Genomic DNA, 17403 nt, shown 5'->3' with positions numbered 1-17403 from the left:
CGGCTTTTTTGCCGTCGGGCCCCGGGCGGCAAAGCGCCGCATTTATGCAGGATAATAGAGGGATTCGCCCAAGTTGGGCGCCCAACCTCCACCGTCCGGTCTTTTTGCCATGCAACATCCCATCACCTTCGACTCGGGTCTTACCGCCACCGTACCCAGCCGATGGCGCCGCTTCGCCAGCATGATGTACGAAGGCGTATTGCTTTTCGCGGTGGTCTTCCTGGCCGGCTATCTGTTCGACACCCTTACCCAGAGCCGCAGCGGCCTGACCCTGCGCAGTCTGCGGCAGGTCGTGCTTTTCGTGGCCATAGGGGTCTATTTCGTCATGTGCTGGCGCTACAGCGGCCAGACCTTGCCCATGAAGACCTGGAACATCCGTCTGGTCGACCGTGACGGCCGCACGCCCGTGCTCAGCCGCCTGGTTCTGCGCTACATACTGATGTGGCCCATCCCGCTGGTCGCCGCCCTGCTGATCCAGGGGGCTTCACACCTTACCGGCTACCGTTCCACCGATATGCTGATCGTATTCGCCCCCTTCACCGTCTTCCTGTGGACCTGGCTCGACCCGCAGGGCCAGTTCCTTCATGATCGCCTGCTGGGCACCCGGCTGGTCCACACCGATACCAAGGCGGCAAAGGCGGTATAAACCCTAGTACGGACACTTTCTGAAACGCGGGGGATTGCACAGAACCCGCTTGTCGTTCATGCTTGCGGGGTACCAGAAGCCCACGCCATCATCTGCCAAGCTGATTCTCCACAGAAATGAACGATCAATACGCGGAGCTGTACTCTTCTTACCAATGGCTTGTCCCTTCACAATTCAATATGGCTCAGGCGTGCCTGCACCGCTGGGCCGAAAACTCCCATGAAGGCCGGCGCACCGCCATCTACACAGAAGATGAACTCGGCCACGTAGACAGCTGGTCTTATACTCGCCTGTCCGAAACCAGCAACCAGCTGGCCAATGGCCTGCTGCGCATGGGTGTGCAGCCCGGAGACCGGGTGGGCATCGCCATGGGGCAGCGCCCTGAAGCCGTTGCCAGCTATATGGCCATATTCAGCGTAGGCGCCATGGCCGTCCCGCTTCCGGGCTCGCTCGAATCAGGCGCCATCGAAGCCTGCCTGCGGCATGCCCAGGCGCGGGTGGCGCTGGTCGATACCCTTTCGGGCCCCGACCTGCTGCAGGCCCACATGAACTACCCCGAGCTTTCACAAATCGTGGGCCTGGGCTTTCAGCATGACAACATCATCCCGTGGCGCACGCTGCTGGCCCGCCAGCCCGCCACCTTCAAGCCCACCCTGCTCAACGCTTCGCGGCCCGCCCTGCTGGTGTACAAGAACCCCGCCGACAAGCCGCTCAAGGGCGTGCTCATCTCCCATGGGGCGCTCATCGGCAGCCTGCCGGGTTTTGTCGCCTCGCAAAATTGGTTTCCCAGCATGGCCGGGCCTTTCTGGAGCCCCGCCGACTGGATGTCGGCCGAAGGCCTGATGTCGGCGCTGCTGCCCGCCCTGTATTTCGGACGGCCGGTCGTGGCCGCCCTGGGGCGGTTCTCGGGCGCCCGCGCACTCGAGATCCTTGACCGCTACGGCGTCACCCACGCGTACTTTCCCGCGCATCAGCTCGAACAGATGGCCTCCGAGGCAGAGCCGGCAACCGCCCCTGACATGCAGCTGTCCCTGCGCGCCATCGCCTTCAATGGCGCGGGCGATCGCAACGAAGCCATGTACCAGTGGTGCGAGCGACATCTGGGCATCGCCCCCAACATCGTGCTGGGCACCCCCGAGGCGCCGCTGTTCATAGGCAACAGCCAGCACAAATGGCCCGCCGCGCCGGGCAGCATAGGCCGCCCCTATCCCGGCCACCTGGTCACGGTGCTCGACCCCCAGGGCCTGCCCTGCCCCGCCGACGTCGCCGGCGAACTCGCGGTCAATCGCTACGACGTCAATGGCCATCCCGATCCGGCCCTGTTCCAGAACTACTGGAACGACCCCGACGCAACGCATGCCCGCTTCATCGGCGACTGGTGGCTCAGCGGCGTACAGGCCCGGGTCGACCGGCACGGCAACTTCTGGTACATGGGCTCCTGCACGTCCGCTATACAATCCCCTTGAGCTACTCTCAACACTACACGGGATTTCCATGGCCATTTACGAGTTCGACGGGCTCGCTCCCATCATAGACAAAGACACTTTCATCTTCGACAGCGCCGACATCATCGGGCATGTCGTGCTCGAAGCCGGCGTCAGCGTCTGGTCCAACGCCAGCATTCGCGGCGACAACGCAGTCATCAAGATAGGCCGCAACAGCAACGTCCAGGAAAACAGCGTCCTGCACGTCGACACCGGCGTGCCTCTTACCGTCGGGGCCAACGTTACCATCGGCCACCAGGCCATGCTGCACGGCTGCACCATCGAAGACGGCGCCCTCATAGGCATCCAGGCCATCGTGCTCAACAATGCCCATATCGGCCGCAACTGTCTTATCGGCGCCGGCGCCCTCATTCCCGAGGGCCGGCAGATTCCCGACAACTCGCTGGTGGTGGGCGTGGGCAAGATCGTGCGCCAGCTGTCCGAGAACGAAATCCGGTTCATGCACGAAAACACCGAAAGCTATGTGCTGCGCGCCCGCGAGTACCGCCAGAGCCTGAAACGGGTTTCCTGATCATGGCCGATCTACTCAAGAAGTACCTGTTTCAAGACCACAGCGTGCGCGTGCAAGCGCTCAAGCTCGACGAGGCGTGGCGCACCGGCCTGGCCCATCAAAGCTACCCGCCCTGCGTGCAAAGGCTGCTGGGCGAACTTGCCGCGGCAGCCGTGCTGCTGGCCGCCAACATCAAGTTCGACGGCTCGCTGGTGCTGCAACTGCAGGGCGACGGGCCTGTTTCGCTGATTGTCGTCGAATGCACTTCCGACCTTTCCATACGCGCCACGGCCAGCCTGCGCGAAGGCCTTGCCGTGCCTCGCAACGGCAGCCTGCAAAGCCTGCTCAACAGCCAGGGGCAGGGCCGTTTCATCGTGGTGCTCGACCCCCGGCAAAGAAACGCCACCATGCAGCCCTACCAGGGGGTCGTGCCGCTTGAGGGCGACAGCGTCGCCCAAGTGCTCGAACACTACATGCGCACCTCTGAACAACTCGACACCCGGCTCTGGCTTGCCGCCGACGCAGGCCATGCCTCAGGCCTGCTGCTGCAGCGCATGCCCGACCAGGGCGGCGTACAAGGGCCCGAGCCCGGGCACGATACCTGGGAAAGAGCCGTGGCCCTGGCCTCTACGCTCGAGCCCGGCGAATTGCTGGAACTCGATACCGACACGCTGATACACCGGCTGTTCTGGGAAGAAAGCCTGCTGGCCTTCGACCCCCAGGCAGTGCGCTGGCACTGCCCCTGCACTCGCGAACGAGTGGCCAACATGCTGCGCATGCTGGGCCAGGAAGAAGTCGAAGACATCCTCTCGCAGCGCAACCAGATCGACGTGTCGTGCAATTTTTGCGGCAAGCCTTATCAATTCGACGCCATCGATTGCACCCGGCTGTTCACCAACCCCCAAGATACCCCGCCCTCGGGCGCCGGCTCGATCCACTGAGTAAATTCGCACAGGGCATTTTCCACAATCGACGCCCGACCCCGCCCCGGGGCACACTCCACGAATGCCCATCCATTCGTGCCGCTTCGCTTCGGGCCGCCAGCGGGGTTCGAGCGCGGTCGAGTTCACCCTGGCCGCCATACCCATCCTGCTGGCCGGGCTGGGCGCAATCGAGCTTGGCCGCTGGTTCTTCGTCAAGCAAGCCATCAGCCTGGCCCTGCTTGAGGCCGCAAGAGCAGGCATTGTCGACCATGCCCGACCCGCATCCATCGAGGCGGCCTTCGAGCACGCCCTGCTCCCGTTGTTCCCGTCCCCTTCCGCGCACGGCGCGCGGCAGCACATGCAACAGGCATTTGAACGGCGGCAGGCCGCCACCGGGGCGCCCCCATGGCAGATCAAGGTCATTGCGCCGCAGGCCACGGCCTTCCTGGATTTCGCCTCTCCCGGCCTGAAGGTCGCCGGCGCGGACGGGCTGGCGGCCATCGACAACAACTACCAGGCCGAACAACACCTGCGCCACCAGCAGCAAGGGTGGGCAAGCGGGCTCGGCCCGCTATCGGGCGCCACCATCTTCGAAGCCAACGAACTGGCCCTGCACCTTAGCTACATGCACGAGCCGCTGGTGCCGGGCATGGGCGCGCTGCTGCGCCTGCTGTCGCCGGGATCCACCGGCCACGCCCGGCAGGCGCTGGCGGGCGGCTACCTGCCTCTGCGCCAGACATTGCGCCTGGCCATGCAATCCCACCCGGTGGCCTGGCCGCATTCGGGCGCCAAGGTTCTGGGGGCGTCGGAACCTGCGTTCGAGGCCGGCCCGCCCCCAGGAACGACCCTGGCTTGCAGAGGCATATGGTGCGAACGCGCACGCCCGGTCTCGTCGGGCCCACACATGCCGGCGATGCCTGGCTCGGGCACCCTTCCGCCGGCATCGGGCCCTCCCTCCACCACGCCGCCTGCCGCCGAGCACCCCGTCGACATGCCGCCCGGCGCGCAGCCGCCGCCACCCGATAGCCCGGGCCTGCCCCCTGCGGACGACGTCGCCTGCGGAACAGTGCTGTGTTGCGTAACGGGTTAGCTAAAGCGAGGCGCATTTGCAAGATGCATGCGCCCGATGCTGAAGAAGGCGGGCGAAAGCCGGTTAGCGGCTGTGTTGGCGCGAAGGCGTCTTGGGCTTGGACACCACGGGCTGTTTCTCGTTGGGCGCCAGCAGCTGGACAAAGACCTCGCCCTCTTTGACCATGCCCATCTCGCCGCGCGCGCGCTCTTCTACCGCCTGGGTGCCCGACTTGAGGTCTTGCACTTCGGCGGCCAGCGCATTGTTGCGGGCCACCAGGGCTTCGTTGGTTTCGTTTTGCGCCGCGATCTGCTGCTCAAGCTCGTGGACGCGCATCCATCCGCCCTTTCCCAGCCACAAAGGGTATTGGATGAATGCCGTCAGCAGGACCAGAACAATGAGTAACAGTCGCATGGTCGTCAGCCGCCCGTGGGCCAGGCACCGGGCTCTGGCTGTTAACGCAGATTATAGAAAGCGTCGCGGCCGGGATAGGTGGCGACGTCGGCGAGTTCTTCTTCGATGCGCAGGAGCTGGTTGTACTTGGCCATGCGGTCGGAACGCGACAGCGAGCCGGTCTTGATCTGCATGGCATTGGTGGCCACGGCGATATCGGCGATGGTGGAGTCTTCGGTTTCGCCCGAGCGATGCGAGATGACGGCCGTATAGCCCGCGCGCTTTGCCATCTCAATGGCCGCGAAGGTTTCGGTAAGCGTGCCGATCTGGTTGATCTTGATGAGGATGGAGTTGGCGATGCCTTGTTCGATGCCCTGCTTGAGGATGCGCGTATTGGTGACGAAGAGGTCGTCGCCCACCAGCTGCACCTTCTTGCCCAGTTGGTCGGAAAGAACCTTCCAGCCTTCCCAGTCGTTTTCGGCCATGCCGTCTTCGATGGTGATGATGGGGTATTTGTCGCACCACGTGGCCAGCAGGTTGGAGAAATCTTGCGAGCTGAGCGCCACGCCGCCTTCGCCGGCCAGGTGGTAGCGGCCGTCGCGATAGAATTCGGAACTGGCGCAATCAAGGCCCAGCGCGATTTGCGAACCCGCTTCGTAGCCGGCCTCGGAGATGGCCTGCAGGATCAACTGGATGGCCGCCTCGTGGTTGGCGACGTTGGGCGCGAAACCGCCCTCGTCGCCCACAGCGGTGGACATGCCCTGGTCGTGGATGAGCTTTTTGAGCGCATGAAAGACTTCGGCGCCCATGCGAAGCGATTCGCGAAAGCTGCTGGCGCCCACGGGCAGGATCATGAACTCTTGCATGTCGAGCGTGTTGTTGGCATGCGCCCCGCCGTTGATGACGTTCATCATGGGTACGGGCATCTGCATAGGACCGCTGCCGCCGAAATAACGGTACAGCGACAGGCCCGAGTCGTCGGCCGCCGCCCGGGCCACGGCCATGCTGGCCGCCAGCATGGCGTTGGCGCCAAGGCGCTCTTTGTTCTCGGTGCCGTCGAGATCGATCAGGGTGCGATCAACGAAGGTCTGCTCTTGCGCGTCGAGGCCCATCAATGCTTCGGAGATCTCGGTGTTGACGTTCTCGACCGCGCGCAGCACACCCTTGCCCAGGTAGCGGGCCTTGTCGCCATCACGCAGCTCGATCGCCTCGCGAGAGCCGGTGGATGCACCCGAAGGCACTGCGGCGCGGCCCATGGCGCCCGATTCGAGCAAGACGTCGCACTCGACAGTGGGGTTGCCGCGTGAGTCAAGAATTTCGCGTCCGATGATGTCTACGATTGCACTCATAGTATTGATTATCCTGCCTGATGGATTGGGAATCGACGTTTACCGCGGCGCTGCGCGCCGGATGACCGTAAAAAATTGATTGTACTGTGCAAAAGCGCGGGCTTGACCACCCTGTTGCAGGCCCTTGCACAAATTCATAGGCCCTGTGCCAGCGCGCCGCCCTGCTTGACGATGCGGTCGATGGCCACGAGGGACTCGAGCAGCGCCGCCATGCGGTCCAGCGGCACCGCATTGGGGCCGTCCGACAAGGCCTTGGCCGGATCGGGATGTGTTTCCATGAACAGGCCCGAGATGCCGACCGCCACCGCGGCGCGCGCCAGAACAGGAACGAATTCGCTTTGCCCGCCCGAACTGCTGCCCTGTCCGCCGGGCAGCTGCACCGAATGCGTGGCGTCGAACACCACCGGGCAACCGGTTTCACGCATGATGGCCAGCGACCGCATGTCGGAGACCAGGTTGTTGTAGCCGAACGATGCGCCGCGTTCGCACACCATGATATTGCTGCCGTCGCCGCCTGCCTCGATGGCTGCCGCGCGAGCCTTGTTCACCACCTGAACCATGTCGTGCGGCGCCAGGAACTGGCCCTTCTTGATGTTGACGGGCTTGAGCGATGCCGCGCAGGCGCGGATGAAGTCGGTCTGGCGACACAGGAAGGCCGGCGTCTGAAGGATGTCGACCACGGCAGCCACCTCGGCCACCTGCTCGGTGGTGTGCACGTCGGTAAGCACGGGCACGCCGAAATGCTCGCGCACGTCGGCCAGGATCTGCAGGCCCTCTTGCATGCCGGGACCGCGGAAAGATTCGCCCGAACTGCGGTTGGCCTTGTCGAACGAACTTTTATAGATAAAGGGAATGCCCAGCTTGCGCGTGATCTCTTGCAGGCGGCCCGCCGTATCGAAAGCGAGCTGCCGCGACTCGATGACGCAGGGGCCCGCAATCAGAAAAAAGGGGTGGTCCAGACCTACCTGATACGCGCCGAGCTTCATGGGGCGACCTTTTCCTTTGGGGCCTGCTGCGCTTGGTGCTGCAATGCCGCATTGATGAAGCTGGTGAAAAGCGGGTGGCCGTCGCGCGGCGTGGAGGTGAACTCAGGGTGGAACTGGACGCCCATGAACCAGGCATGCTGCGGAAGCTCCATGATTTCGGGCAACTGTTCGGTGGGCGTGCGGGCGCTGATCACCATGCCGGCCTCTTCGAGGCGCGGGACGTAGGCGTTGTTGACCTCGTAGCGATGGCGGTGCCGCTCGTAGACTTCGTTGCCATAGATGGACTGGGCGCGGCTGCCCGCCTTGACCGGACAGCGCTGCGCACCCTTGCGCATGGTGCCCCCCAGGTCGGATGCGGCGTCGCGCCGCTCGATCTGGCCCTCGCGGTCTTGCCATTCGGTAATCAGGGCCACCACGGGATGCGGGGTGGAAGGATTGAACTCGGTGCTGTTGGCGTCTTGCAGGCCGGCCACGTTGCGTGCGAATTCAATGACGGCCAGCTGCATGCCCAGGCAGATGCCCAGATAGGGCACGCCGTTTTCGCGCGCGTAGCGGATCGCGGCGATCTTGCCTTCGGTGCCCCGCTTGCCGAACCCCCCCGGTACCAGGATGGCATCGAGATGGGCCAGGCACTCGGTGCCGTCGGACTCGATGCTTTCAGAGTCGATGTACTCGATGCTGACGTGGGAATGCGTATGAATGCCCGCATGCACCAGCGCCTCGGTAAGCGACTTGTACGACTCGGTAAGATCGACGTACTTGCCGACCATGCCGATGCGCACCTGGTTGCGGGGATGCTCGATGACATCGACCAGGCGGTCCCAGACGGTAAGGTCGGCGGGCGGAGGCGACAGGGCCAGCGCATCGCACACCAGGTTGTCGAGGCCCTGCTTGTGCAGCATGGAAGGAATCTGATAGATGGAGTCGGCGTCCCACACGGAGATGACGGCATCCAGCGGCACGTTCGAGAACAGCGAGATCTTGGCGCGCTCGTCGTCGGGCACCGGGCGATCTGCCCGGCACAGCAATGCATTGGGATAGATGCCGATCTCGCGCAGCTTTTGCACCGAGTGCTGCGTGGGCTTGGTCTTGAGCTCGCCGGCCGAGGCAATGAAGGGCACCAGGGTAAGGTGCACGAAGGCCGCGTTGTTGCGTCCCAGGCGCAGGCTCATCTGGCGTGCCGCCTCGAGGAAAGGCAGGGACTCGATGTCGCCAACCGTGCCGCCTATCTCGACGATGGCGACGTCGGTTTCACCGTTCCAGGCGGCCTTGGCGCCGCGCGCGATGAACTCCTGGATTTCATTGGTGATGTGCGGAATGACCTGGACCGTCTTGCCCAGATAATCGCCGCGGCGCTCTTTGCGCAGTACGGACTCGTAGATCTGGCCGGTGGTGAAATTGTTGAACTTGCGCATCCGGGCCGAGATGAAGCGCTCGTAATGGCCCAGATCGAGGTCGGTTTCGGCGCCGTCTTCAGTGACGAAGACTTCGCCATGCTGAAAGGGGCTCATGGTGCCCGGATCGACGTTGATATACGGATCGAGCTTCAACATGGTGACGCGCAGGCCGCGAGACTCGAGGATCGCGGCGAGAGAAGCAGCAGCAATGCCCTTTCCTAGGGAGGACACTACCCCACCCGTGACAAATACATATTTGGTCATCGTAATTGGCGCCCGGGGTGGCCGGGCATGAGCGGGAAATTGGAATTATAGCCGAGAGCAGACGCTGTCTCGCCGCCCTTGCGGGCAAATATGCCAATTCTTCTTCCGGGCGCCTTACAGCGATGCGCCATGGCAGGCCGCATCCGCCGCGACGCCGGCACGGCATCGCGCACGGCCCACGCCCGCCCGGCCGCGGCAGCGCCGTTTCAGAGCGCCTGGGTACGCTCTTCGAGCCAGGCCAGCGCGGCGCCCTCGACCAGGGGCTCGAGCCGCTCACGCACATGGGCGTGATAGGCGTTGAGCCAGTTGCGTTCGCCCTCGGTCAGCAATTCGGGCAGCACGCAGCGCGTGTCGATTGGGCACAGGGTAAGGGTCTCGAACTGCAGGAAGCGGCCGAACTCGGAAGTGCCCGCCGGCCGGTTGGCCACCAGGTTCTCGATGCGTATGCCCCACTTGCCGGGCCGGTACAGGCCAGGTTCGTTCGAGGTGATCATGCCCTCTTGCATGCCCGAGGAGGGCCGGGACGGCGCCCTGAAGGAAATCGACTGCGGGCCTTCGTGCACGTTCAGAAAATAGCCCACGCCATGTCCCGTGCCGTGCCCGAAATCAGCCAGGGCCTGCCAGATGGGCTGGCGTGCGAAGGCATCCAGCACCGAGCCGGCGACGCCCACCGGAAACACCGCCTGCGAGAGGGAGATCATGCCCTTGAGCACCAGGGTGTAGTCGCGCTTTTGCTCGGCATCGACGTTGCCCACGGGCACTACCCGGGTGATGTCGGTGGTGCCGCCCAGGTACTGCCCGCCCGAATCGATGAGCAGCAGGCCATCGCCCTCGATGACCGCATGCGATTGGGGCGTGGCGTGGTAATGCGGCATGGCGCCGTTGGCACGGTACGCCGCGATGGTTGAAAAACTGGGAGACACGAAATGTTCGCGCCGGGCACGCGCCTGGGTGATTTTTTCGTCGATGGTCAGTTCGGTGATGCGTTCGGTGCCCAATGCGGATTCGAACCATGCGAAGAACTCGCACAAAGCCGCGCCGTCCTGCTCCATGGCGCGGCGCACGTGGTCGATCTCGGCATCGTTCTTGCGCGACTTGAGCAGTTGCGACGGGTTCAGCGCGTGGATCAGCTCGGCCCCGGCCTGCCCGGTGATGCCCACCGTGGTGCGCGCCGGATCGATCAGCACTTTTTCCCCGGCCGGCAATCCGGCCAGCGCCTGGCCCGCGTCTTCGTAGGAAAGCAGGCGGACGCCGTCGTGCTGAAGCCTCTGGCGCAAGGCGGCATCGACGCGCGACTCGTCGACGAACAGCCGGACTTCGTCCTGGCCCAACAGCGCATGAGCCAGGAAAACGGGGTTGTAAGAGACATCGCTGCCGCGCAGGTTGAGCAGCCATGCGATGTCGTCCAGCGACGATATCCAGTGCCAGCGCGCGCCTTCGCGCTGCATGGCCTGGCGCACGGCGGCCAGGTTCTCGGCGCGGCTGCGGCAGGCGAAGGGGGGCTGGTGCTCGTACAGGGGCGCTGCGGGCAAGGCGGGCCTGTCGGGCCAGATGTCGCCGGGCAGGTCAAGCTCCGTCAGTAGCTCGATGCGCCTGGCCTGCAGGGTGCCCAGCCATTCCTGATGCATTTGCACGCTGAGCGTCAGGCCGTGCACGGCCACCCGCGAACCCTCGTCCAGATGCTGGCACAGCCAGTCAAGCATGCCGGGTACGCCGTCGGCGCCGGCCCTCATGGTTTCGATTCCCGTGCCCGCCAGGTCACCGGCCGCCTGCTCCCAGTAGCGGGAGTCGGTCCATATGCCGGCGAATGCGGCGGTTACCAGCAAAGTGCCGGCCGACCCTTCGAAGCCGCTCAGCCATGCGCGCGCCTGCCAATGATCGGGAAGATATTCCGACAGGTGCGGATCGGACGACAGCACGATGCAGGCGTCGACCTTGCGCCCGGCCATTGCCCGGCGCAATAAATCGATGCGATCGGCGTGAACGGAGGAAACCATGATGAACAATGCCTCGATGCAAATGAAAACAGCGCCCGCCATCGGCGACAGGCGCTGCGGAAAGGCCGCGCCGCGTACCCGGCGCGGGCAAGCCCTTTAGCCGACCGCCGAGACGTCCAGCCTAGCCTTCGTCTTGGACTGGATCTCTTCGACTGTAACGCCCGGCGCAAGCTCGATCAGCTTCAGCCCATCGTCGCCGACCTCCATCACGCCCAGGTCGGTGATGATGAGGTCGACCACGCCCACGCCGGTAAGCGGCAGGGTGCACTCGGGCAGAAGCTTGAAGTCTTCGGTGCCGTCTTTCTTGCGGGCCACGTGGTCCATCAGGATGACGACGCGGCCCACGCCGGCGACGAGGTCCATGGCGCCGCCCATGCCCTTGATCATCTTGCCCGGGATCATCCAGTTGGCCAAGTCGCCTTTTTCGGACACCTGCATTGCCCCCAGGATGGCAAGGTTGATCTTGCCGCCGCGTATCATCGCGAACGAATCCGCCGACGAAAAGAAGGAAGAGCCGGGCAGCGTGGTCACCGTCTGCTTGCCCGCATTGATGAGGTCGGCGTCGATTTCCTGTTCAGCGGGGAACGGGCCGATGCCCAGCAGGCCGTTTTCGGACTGCAGCCATACTTCGACGCCCGGCGGCACATGGTTGGCCACCAGGGTGGGCATGCCTATGCCCAGGTTCACGTAGAAACCGTCTTGCAGCTCGCGCGCCGCGCGCGCCGCCATTTCGTCTCGATTCCAAGCCATTTTCGTCGTCTCCTTAAGCGTTGCGCACAGTGCGGTGCTCGATGTGTTTCTCGGGGTTCTCGTTCAGCACTATGCGGTGCGCGTAGATGCCGGGCAGATGCACTGAATCGGGTTCGAGCTGGCCGACGTCGACCAGCTTCTCGACCTCGACCACGGTGATCTTGCCCGCCATGGCGACGTTGGGATTGAAGTTGCGGGCTGTCTTGCGAAAGATCAGGTTGCCGCTGCGGTCGGCGATATAGGCCTTGACCAGGGACACATCGGGTACCAGTGAGCGCTCCAGCACGAACTGTTCGCCGTCGAACTCGCGCACTTCTTTGCCGTCGGCCACGATGGTGCCCACCCCGGTGCGCGTAAAGAATGCGGGAATGCCCGCCCCGCCCGCACGCAGCTTCTCGGCCAGCGTGCCCTGGGGCGTGAATTCGAGCTCGAGCTCTCCGGCCAGGTACTGGCGCTCGAACTCTTTGTTCTCACCCACGTAGGAAGAGATCATTTTCTTGATCTGCCGCGTGACAAGAAGCTGTCCCAGCCCCAGGCCATCGACGCCCGCATTGTTGCTGATGCAGGTCAGGCCCTGAACGCCGGAATCGCGCAGCGCCGCGATCAGCGCCTCGGGAATACCGCACAAGCCAAAGCCTCCTACGGCAATGGTCTGCCCGTCGGCTACAATGCCTTTCAACGCTTCTGCGGCGCTTGCATAGACTTTATCCATTACTCCATCCCAAAAAATTCGCCCGGTTCGCACAAGTGAACTTGCACGGGTACTGGGCAGTTCAAAAAATCATGGTTCCCGAAGCTGGCCCCCGGGAGCAACGAAACAACGCGCGTATCCCGCGAGTTCTGGTTCAGACCAGGCGCACGACTTGCCGGTGCGGGCATCGGTGTTGACGGTGATGTTCTTGCCGCGCGCATAGACGACGCCGGGTTCGTCCTGGCGCTCGATGATGAAGTCGTATTCCATGCTGGAGCGCCCCAGCCTCTTGAACTCGAGCCTGACCACCACAGTGGCCGGATACATGAGCGGCTTGAGGAAATCGCAGGACGCGTGGGCCAGCACGGCCTCGCGCTCGCCCGGCACGGGAAAGCCCGCCTGCATGTACAGCAGCGCGCGGGCTTCTTCGCTGTAGCGAAAGTAAACGGTATTGTTGACGTGGTGCAGGGCATCTTGGTCGCCCCAGCGGACCGGGATCACGCATTCGAATACATGGCCTATGCGGGGTATGGCGGAGGCGGCGTCTTGCAACATGGCGGCGTCGGTCAGGCGGCAAAAATATAAGAAAGTTAAGTATAACGGCAAGCATGCCGCTTCAAAGCCGGCGCCCGCCGGCCCAACGCGCGCCCGGTCTGCAATACAATCGGCTTGAACCATTTCTATACAATCATAAAAACCGCGGCACGAGGCGCGCCGGACGTTGCCGCCGCAGACAATACATCGATACGGGAGATCCATACTCATGGCCGAGCGCGAATCAATGGAATACGACGTCGTCATCGTCGGAGCCGGGCCCGCGGGGCTGGCAAGCGCCATCCGCCTCAAGCAGCTGGCCGCCCAGCGGCAAAGCGAGATCAGCGTCTGTGTGCTCGAAAAAGGGGCCGAAGTCGGCGCCCACATCCTGTCGGGCGCGGTCATGGACCCCCGGGCCCTTACCGAGCTCATTCCCGACTGGAAGGAAAAAGGCGCGCCGCTGAACGTGCCCGTTACTGAAGACAAGTTCCTGTTCCTGACCGACAAGGGCGCGCGCCAGACGCCCAACTGGCTGCTGCCCGAATGCTTCCAGAACCACGGCAACTACGTGGTGCGCCTGGGCGATGTCACGCGCTGGCTGGGCGAACAGGCCGAAGCCCTGGGCGTCGAAATCTTTCCCGGCTTTGCCGCCGCCGAGGTCCTGTACACCGACAGCGGCGCCGTCAAGGGCGTGGCCACCGGCGACATGGGCGTGGCCCGCGACGGTTCGCACACGCCCAATTACCAGCCCGGCATGGAGCTGCACGCCCGCTACACGCTTTTTGCCGAAGGCTCGCGCGGCCAACTCGGACGCCAGCTGATCTCGCGCTACAAGCTCGACGAAGGCCGCGACCCGCAAAGCTATGCCATAGGCATCAAAGAAATGTGGGAGGTCGACCCGGCCCAGTCGCAACCCGGCCTGGTGCTGCATACTTCGGGCTGGCCGCTCGATTCCGACACCTATGGCGGTTCCTTCCTGTACCACCTGGCCGACAACCTGGTGGTGGTGGGCCTTGTAGTCGGCCTCGACTATGCCAACCCCTGGCTGTCGCCGTTCGAAGAATTCCAGCGCTACAAAACCCACCCGGCCATCCGCTCCACCTTCGAGGGCGGCAAGCGCATCGCCTATGGCGCGCGCTCGCTCACGGCCGGAGGCCTTCTTTCGCTGCCCAAGCTGGTGTTCCCGGGCGGCGCCATGATCGGCTGCGAAGCCGGCTTCCTCAATGCCTCGCGCATCAAGGGCAGCCACGCGGCCATCAAGAGCGGTTCGCTGGCCGCCGAGGCAGCCTTCGAGGCCCTAACCGCCGAGCGCAGCCATGATGAACTCACCGCCTTCCCCCAGGCCTTCGAGAAATCGTGGCTGCATGCCGAGCTGAACAAATCGCGCAACTTCAAGCAATGGTTCAAGAAGGGCCGCACGATAGGCACCCTGATGACCGGCATCGAGCAGTGGCTGTTCAAGGGCAAGATGCCCTGGACCATCCGCCACAGCAAGCCCGACCACGCCTGTCTGCAGCCGGCCTCTGAATGCGCGCGCATCGAATACCCCAAGCCCGACGGCAAGCTGACCTTCGATCGCCTTAGCTCGGTATTCATTTCCAACACCAACCACGACGAGAACGAGCCCGTCCACCTGACGCTCAAAGACGCCTCGGTGCCGGTGGCCGTGAACCTGGCCAAGTATGGCGGTCCCGAAGCGCGCTACTGCCCCGCGGGCGTCTATGAATTCGTCAAGGACGACGGCGGCGATGACCGCCTGCAGATCAACGCGCAGAACTGCGTGCACTGCAAGACCTGCGACATCAAGGATCCCACCCAGAACATCGTGTGGGTGGCGCCGCAGGGTGGCGAAGGCCCCGTCTATAGCGGAATGTAAGGCCACGGTCGCACAGGAGGCCGCCATGGCGGTACGGCGCATCGTATCCAACATCGGCACATCGTCGATAGCCGAAGTACGGCGTTTCTACGAAACGCTGTTCGACCTGCATCCTGTCATGGACCATGGCTGGCTCGTCACCCTGGCCTCGGGTGAACAGGCCCTGACACAGATCGGCATCGCCGCCGAAGGCGGTTCCGGCACGCCCGTGCCGGACCTTTCCATCGAGGTCGATGATGTCGACGATGTGTATCAGCGCGCCAAGCGCCTGGGTCTTGAGATCGTATACGAGCTGACCGACGAGCCCTGGGGGGTGCGGCGCTTCTACCTGACCGACCCTACAGGAAAACTGCTGAACGTCCTGTCTCACCGTCCCGCCGCAAGACAGGCCCTCTCGGGCTGAAGACCCGGTTTTTCGCGCCGGGCGGCGCGTCGCCCCAGCGAGCCGATAAGATCGAACTCCAGGCGGGGGCCATGCGGCCCGGCCTGGAGCCCTATCCGCGCATTATACCGATTGCGACAACTGGTTCAGAATCGCGGGATTCTCGAGCGTGGACACGTCCTGGGTAACCTCTTCGCCCTTGGCGACCACGCGCAGCAGGCGGCGCATGATCTTGCCCGAGCGCGTCTTGGGCAGGTTCTCGCCAAAGCGGATGTCGCGGGGCTTGGCGATGGGACCGATCTCTTGCGCCACCCAGTCGCGCAGCTGCTTGGCGATGGCCGCCGCCTCGTCGCCCTGCGGCAGGTCGCGATTGAGCACCACGAAGGCCACCACGGCCTCGCCGGTGGTGCTGTCGGGACGGCCCACCACGGCAGCCTCGGCCACCATGGGATGCGACACCAGCGCCGACTCGACCTCCATGGTGCCCAGGCGGTGCCCCGACACATTCAACACGTCGTCTACGCGGCCCATGATCCAGAAGTAGCCGTCGGTATCACGCTGGGCCCCGTCGCCGGCCAGATAATAGCCCTTGAGCTCGGGTGGGAAATAGCTGCTCTTGAAACGCTCGGGGTCGCCCCACACGGCGCGGATCATGCCGGGCCAGGGCCGCTTGACCGCCAGGAAGCCGCCCGTGCCCGGGGGAACGTCGTTGCCCGCCTCGTCGACGATGGCCGCCGCAATGCCGGGCAGCGGCAGCGTGCACGAACCGGGCTTGAGCGGCGTGACGCCCGGCAGGGGCGTGATCATGTGGGCGCCGGTTTCGGTTTGCCACCAGGTGTCGAGCACCGGGCAGCGCTCACCGCCCACATTGGTGTAGTACCACATCCAGGCCTCGGGGTTGATCGGCTCGCCGACCGACCCGATGATGCGCAGGCTGCTCAGGTCGTAGCGGCGCGGGTGAATGTCGGCGTTGCTTTCGGCCGCCTTGGTCAGTGAACGGATGGCCGTAGGCGCCGTGTAGAACACAGTGACCTTGTGGCGCTGGATCATGTCCCAGAAGCGGCCCGCGTCCGGATAGGTGGGCACGCCCTCGAACACGATCTGGGTCAGGCCCGCGGCCAGCGGGCCATAGGTGATGTAGGTATGACCGGTAACCCAGCCGACGTCGGCCGTGCACCAATAAACGTCGCTGTCCTTGGCGTCGAAAGTCCATTGAGTGGTAAGCAGCGCCCACAGCAGGAAGCCGCCCGAAGCGTGCTGGACACCCTTGGGCTTGCCCGTGGACCCCGATGTGTACAGAATGAAGAGCGGATGTTCGGCGTTGACGGGCGCCGGTTCGCAGGTGTCGGGCTGATCGGCGCACACGTCGTGCATCCAGAGGTCTCGGCCTTCAGTCCAGTCGATGGCGCCGCCAGTGCGGCGATACACGATGACGTTGCGCACAGCCTCGCACCCGCCCATGCCCAGGCCCTCGTCCACGGCGGGCTTGAGCGGTATGCTGCGCCCGCCCCGCATCTGCTCGTCGGCCGTGATCACCAGCGAGGCTCCGACGTCGACGATGCGCTCGTTCAGGCTCTTGGCCGAAAAGCCGCCGAACACCACTGAATGAATAATGCCCAGACGCGCGCAGGCCTGCATGGCCACGACAGCCTCGATGGACATGGGCAGGTAGATGATGGCCCGTTCGCCGGCTTTATAGCCCAGCGACTTGATGCCGTTGGCAAACCGGCATACGCGCGCGTGCAGCTCGCGGTAGCTTACCTTGGCGACCTTGCCGTCGTCGGACTCGAAAATAATGGCGGTTTTGTCGGCCCTGGGCGTGTTCAGGTGCTTGTCCAGGCAGTTGGCCGACACGTTCAGTTCGCCGTCCGGAAACCACTTGTAGAAAGGCGCATTCGAGCTGTCGAGCACCTGCGAGAAGGGTTTGTTCCAGACCAGGTTCTCACGCGCAAGCCGCCCCCAGAACTCGTCGGGAGATTTCTCGGCCTCTGCGCACAAGGCCAGGTATGCGTCCATGCCCGATATATTGGCCTGCTCGACAAGCGCCTTCGAAGGCGGAAACACCCGTTTCTCGACCAGGACGGATTCGATCGCACTAGACATGATTCTTGACTCCTGTATTGGTTGTTGTCCCCATATACTTAATAACCG

16 protein-coding genes are annotated in these 17403 nt (G+C 64.0%); 7 read left to right on the top strand and 9 right to left on the bottom strand.

Features of this window, described 5'->3' with window-relative positions:
• The first annotated feature begins 109 nt into the window (after positions 1-109).
• From C7440_RS05990 to C7440_RS05970, 5 genes are all read left to right on the top strand, one after another.
• Positions 110-646: an RDD family protein gene (locus tag C7440_RS05990; protein ID WP_017525893.1), complete on the top strand. Its 537-nt coding sequence runs from the start codon at positions 110-112 to the stop codon at positions 644-646.
• Positions 647-825: 179 nt separating this feature from the next.
• Positions 826-2112, top strand: a complete 1287-nt coding sequence (locus tag C7440_RS05985; RefSeq protein WP_243410829.1) for an AMP-binding protein — start codon at positions 826-828, stop codon at positions 2110-2112.
• A gap of 28 nt (positions 2113-2140) precedes the next feature.
• Entirely contained in the window at positions 2141-2662 is a 522-nt protein-coding gene (locus C7440_RS05980) for a gamma carbonic anhydrase family protein (protein ID WP_116517790.1), read from the top strand.
• Positions 2663-2664: 2 nt separating this feature from the next.
• Entirely contained in the window at positions 2665-3582 is a 918-nt protein-coding gene (gene hslO / locus C7440_RS05975) for an Hsp33 family molecular chaperone HslO (RefSeq protein WP_116517789.1), read from the top strand.
• Between the two features lie 64 nt (positions 3583-3646).
• Positions 3647-4654 carry a TadE/TadG family type IV pilus assembly protein gene (locus C7440_RS05970; RefSeq protein ID WP_116517788.1) on the top strand — a complete coding sequence of 336 codons (1008 nt, stop codon included), beginning with the start codon at positions 3647-3649 and terminating at the stop codon, positions 4652-4654.
• Positions 4655-4717: 63 nt separating this feature from the next.
• On the opposite strand, the gene ftsB is transcribed toward C7440_RS05970, so the two are convergent.
• The 8 genes from ftsB to C7440_RS05930 all read right to left on the bottom strand — a co-directional run bounded on the left by ftsB (position 4718) and on the right by C7440_RS05930 (position 13015).
• Positions 4718-5047: a cell division protein FtsB gene (gene ftsB, locus C7440_RS05965; RefSeq protein ID WP_017525888.1), complete on the bottom strand. Its 330-nt coding sequence runs from the start codon at positions 5045-5047 to the stop codon at positions 4718-4720.
• A 41-nt stretch (positions 5048-5088) separates the two neighbouring features.
• On the bottom strand, positions 5089-6375 hold the full coding sequence (gene eno / locus C7440_RS05960; protein ID WP_017525887.1) for a phosphopyruvate hydratase: 1287 nt from the start codon (positions 6373-6375) through the stop codon (positions 5089-5091).
• A gap of 134 nt (positions 6376-6509) precedes the next feature.
• Positions 6510-7361, bottom strand: coding sequence for a 3-deoxy-8-phosphooctulonate synthase (gene kdsA / locus C7440_RS05955; protein WP_116517787.1), 852 nt, complete (start codon positions 7359-7361; stop codon positions 6510-6512).
• A complete protein-coding gene (locus C7440_RS05950; RefSeq protein WP_026068225.1) occupies positions 7358-9022 on the bottom strand; it encodes a CTP synthase in 1665 nt (554 codons plus the stop codon). Before C7440_RS05950 ends, kdsA begins: the two co-directional genes overlap by 4 nt.
• Before the next feature lie 206 nt (positions 9023-9228).
• Positions 9229-11019: an aminopeptidase P family protein gene (locus C7440_RS05945; protein ID WP_026068224.1), complete on the bottom strand. Its 1791-nt coding sequence runs from the start codon at positions 11017-11019 to the stop codon at positions 9229-9231.
• Positions 11020-11115: 96 nt separating this feature from the next.
• Complete coding sequence (locus tag C7440_RS05940; RefSeq protein WP_026068223.1) at positions 11116-11769, bottom strand: 3-oxoacid CoA-transferase subunit B; 654 nt, start codon at positions 11767-11769, stop codon at positions 11116-11118.
• Positions 11770-11782: 13 nt separating this feature from the next.
• Positions 11783-12481: a CoA transferase subunit A gene (locus C7440_RS05935; RefSeq protein WP_017525882.1), complete on the bottom strand. Its 699-nt coding sequence runs from the start codon at positions 12479-12481 to the stop codon at positions 11783-11785.
• Between the two features lie 69 nt (positions 12482-12550).
• On the bottom strand, positions 12551-13015 hold the full coding sequence (locus C7440_RS05930; RefSeq protein ID WP_116517786.1) for an acyl-CoA thioesterase: 465 nt from the start codon (positions 13013-13015) through the stop codon (positions 12551-12553).
• Positions 13016-13223: 208 nt separating this feature from the next.
• Here C7440_RS05930 and C7440_RS05925 point away from each other — a divergent pair, with 208 nt between their 5' ends.
• Complete coding sequence (locus C7440_RS05925; RefSeq protein WP_165832458.1) at positions 13224-14870, top strand: electron transfer flavoprotein-ubiquinone oxidoreductase; 1647 nt, start codon at positions 13224-13226, stop codon at positions 14868-14870.
• A gap of 25 nt (positions 14871-14895) precedes the next feature.
• A complete protein-coding gene (locus C7440_RS05920) occupies positions 14896-15273 on the top strand; it encodes a VOC family protein (RefSeq protein WP_116517785.1) in 378 nt (125 codons plus the stop codon).
• Positions 15274-15375: 102 nt separating this feature from the next.
• Here C7440_RS05920 and acs read toward each other — a convergent pair whose 3' ends face one another.
• Positions 15376-17355 carry an acetate--CoA ligase gene (acs, locus tag C7440_RS05915; RefSeq protein ID WP_116517784.1) on the bottom strand — a complete coding sequence of 660 codons (1980 nt, stop codon included), beginning with the start codon at positions 17353-17355 and terminating at the stop codon, positions 15376-15378.
• Positions 17356-17403: the final 48 nt, after the last annotated feature.

This window comes from Pusillimonas noertemannii (assembly GCF_003096595.1).
Taxonomy (GTDB): domain Bacteria; phylum Pseudomonadota; class Gammaproteobacteria; order Burkholderiales; family Burkholderiaceae_B; genus Pusillimonas; species Pusillimonas noertemannii.
The sequence above is the reverse complement of the archived record's forward strand: the minus strand, read 5'-3'. Positions and strand labels throughout refer to the sequence as shown.

Excerpts from the sequence above, each read along its gene's own strand:
- C7440_RS05985 (WP_243410829.1), top strand. The coding sequence starts at position 826 with ATGGCTCAGGCGTGCCTGCACCGCTGGGCCGAAAACTCCCATGAAGGC.
- C7440_RS05935 (WP_017525882.1), bottom strand. The coding sequence starts at position 12,481 with ATGGATAAAGTCTATGCAAGCGCCGCAGAAGCGTTGAAAGGCATTGTA.
- C7440_RS05930 (WP_116517786.1), bottom strand. The coding sequence starts at position 13,015 with ATGTTGCAAGACGCCGCCTCCGCCATACCCCGCATAGGCCATGTATTC.
- C7440_RS05925 (WP_165832458.1), top strand. The coding sequence starts at position 13,224 with ATGGCCGAGCGCGAATCAATGGAATACGACGTCGTCATCGTCGGAGCC.
- C7440_RS05940 (WP_026068223.1), bottom strand. The coding sequence starts at position 11,769 with ATGGCTTGGAATCGAGACGAAATGGCGGCGCGCGCGGCGCGCGAGCTG.
- C7440_RS05950 (WP_026068225.1), bottom strand. The coding sequence starts at position 9,022 with ATGACCAAATATGTATTTGTCACGGGTGGGGTAGTGTCCTCCCTAGGA.
- C7440_RS05945 (WP_026068224.1), bottom strand. The coding sequence starts at position 11,019 with ATGGTTTCCTCCGTTCACGCCGATCGCATCGATTTATTGCGCCGGGCA.
- C7440_RS05970 (WP_116517788.1), top strand. The coding sequence starts at position 3,647 with ATGCCCATCCATTCGTGCCGCTTCGCTTCGGGCCGCCAGCGGGGTTCG.
- C7440_RS05920 (WP_116517785.1), top strand. The coding sequence starts at position 14,896 with ATGGCGGTACGGCGCATCGTATCCAACATCGGCACATCGTCGATAGCC.
- kdsA (WP_116517787.1), bottom strand. The coding sequence starts at position 7,361 with ATGAAGCTCGGCGCGTATCAGGTAGGTCTGGACCACCCCTTTTTTCTG.
- hslO (WP_116517789.1), top strand. The coding sequence starts at position 2,665 with ATGGCCGATCTACTCAAGAAGTACCTGTTTCAAGACCACAGCGTGCGC.
- eno (WP_017525887.1), bottom strand. The coding sequence starts at position 6,375 with ATGAGTGCAATCGTAGACATCATCGGACGCGAAATTCTTGACTCACGC.
- acs (WP_116517784.1), bottom strand. The coding sequence starts at position 17,355 with ATGTCTAGTGCGATCGAATCCGTCCTGGTCGAGAAACGGGTGTTTCCG.
- C7440_RS05990 (WP_017525893.1), top strand. The coding sequence starts at position 110 with ATGCAACATCCCATCACCTTCGACTCGGGTCTTACCGCCACCGTACCC.
- ftsB (WP_017525888.1), bottom strand. The coding sequence starts at position 5,047 with ATGCGACTGTTACTCATTGTTCTGGTCCTGCTGACGGCATTCATCCAA.
- C7440_RS05980 (WP_116517790.1), top strand. The coding sequence starts at position 2,141 with ATGGCCATTTACGAGTTCGACGGGCTCGCTCCCATCATAGACAAAGAC.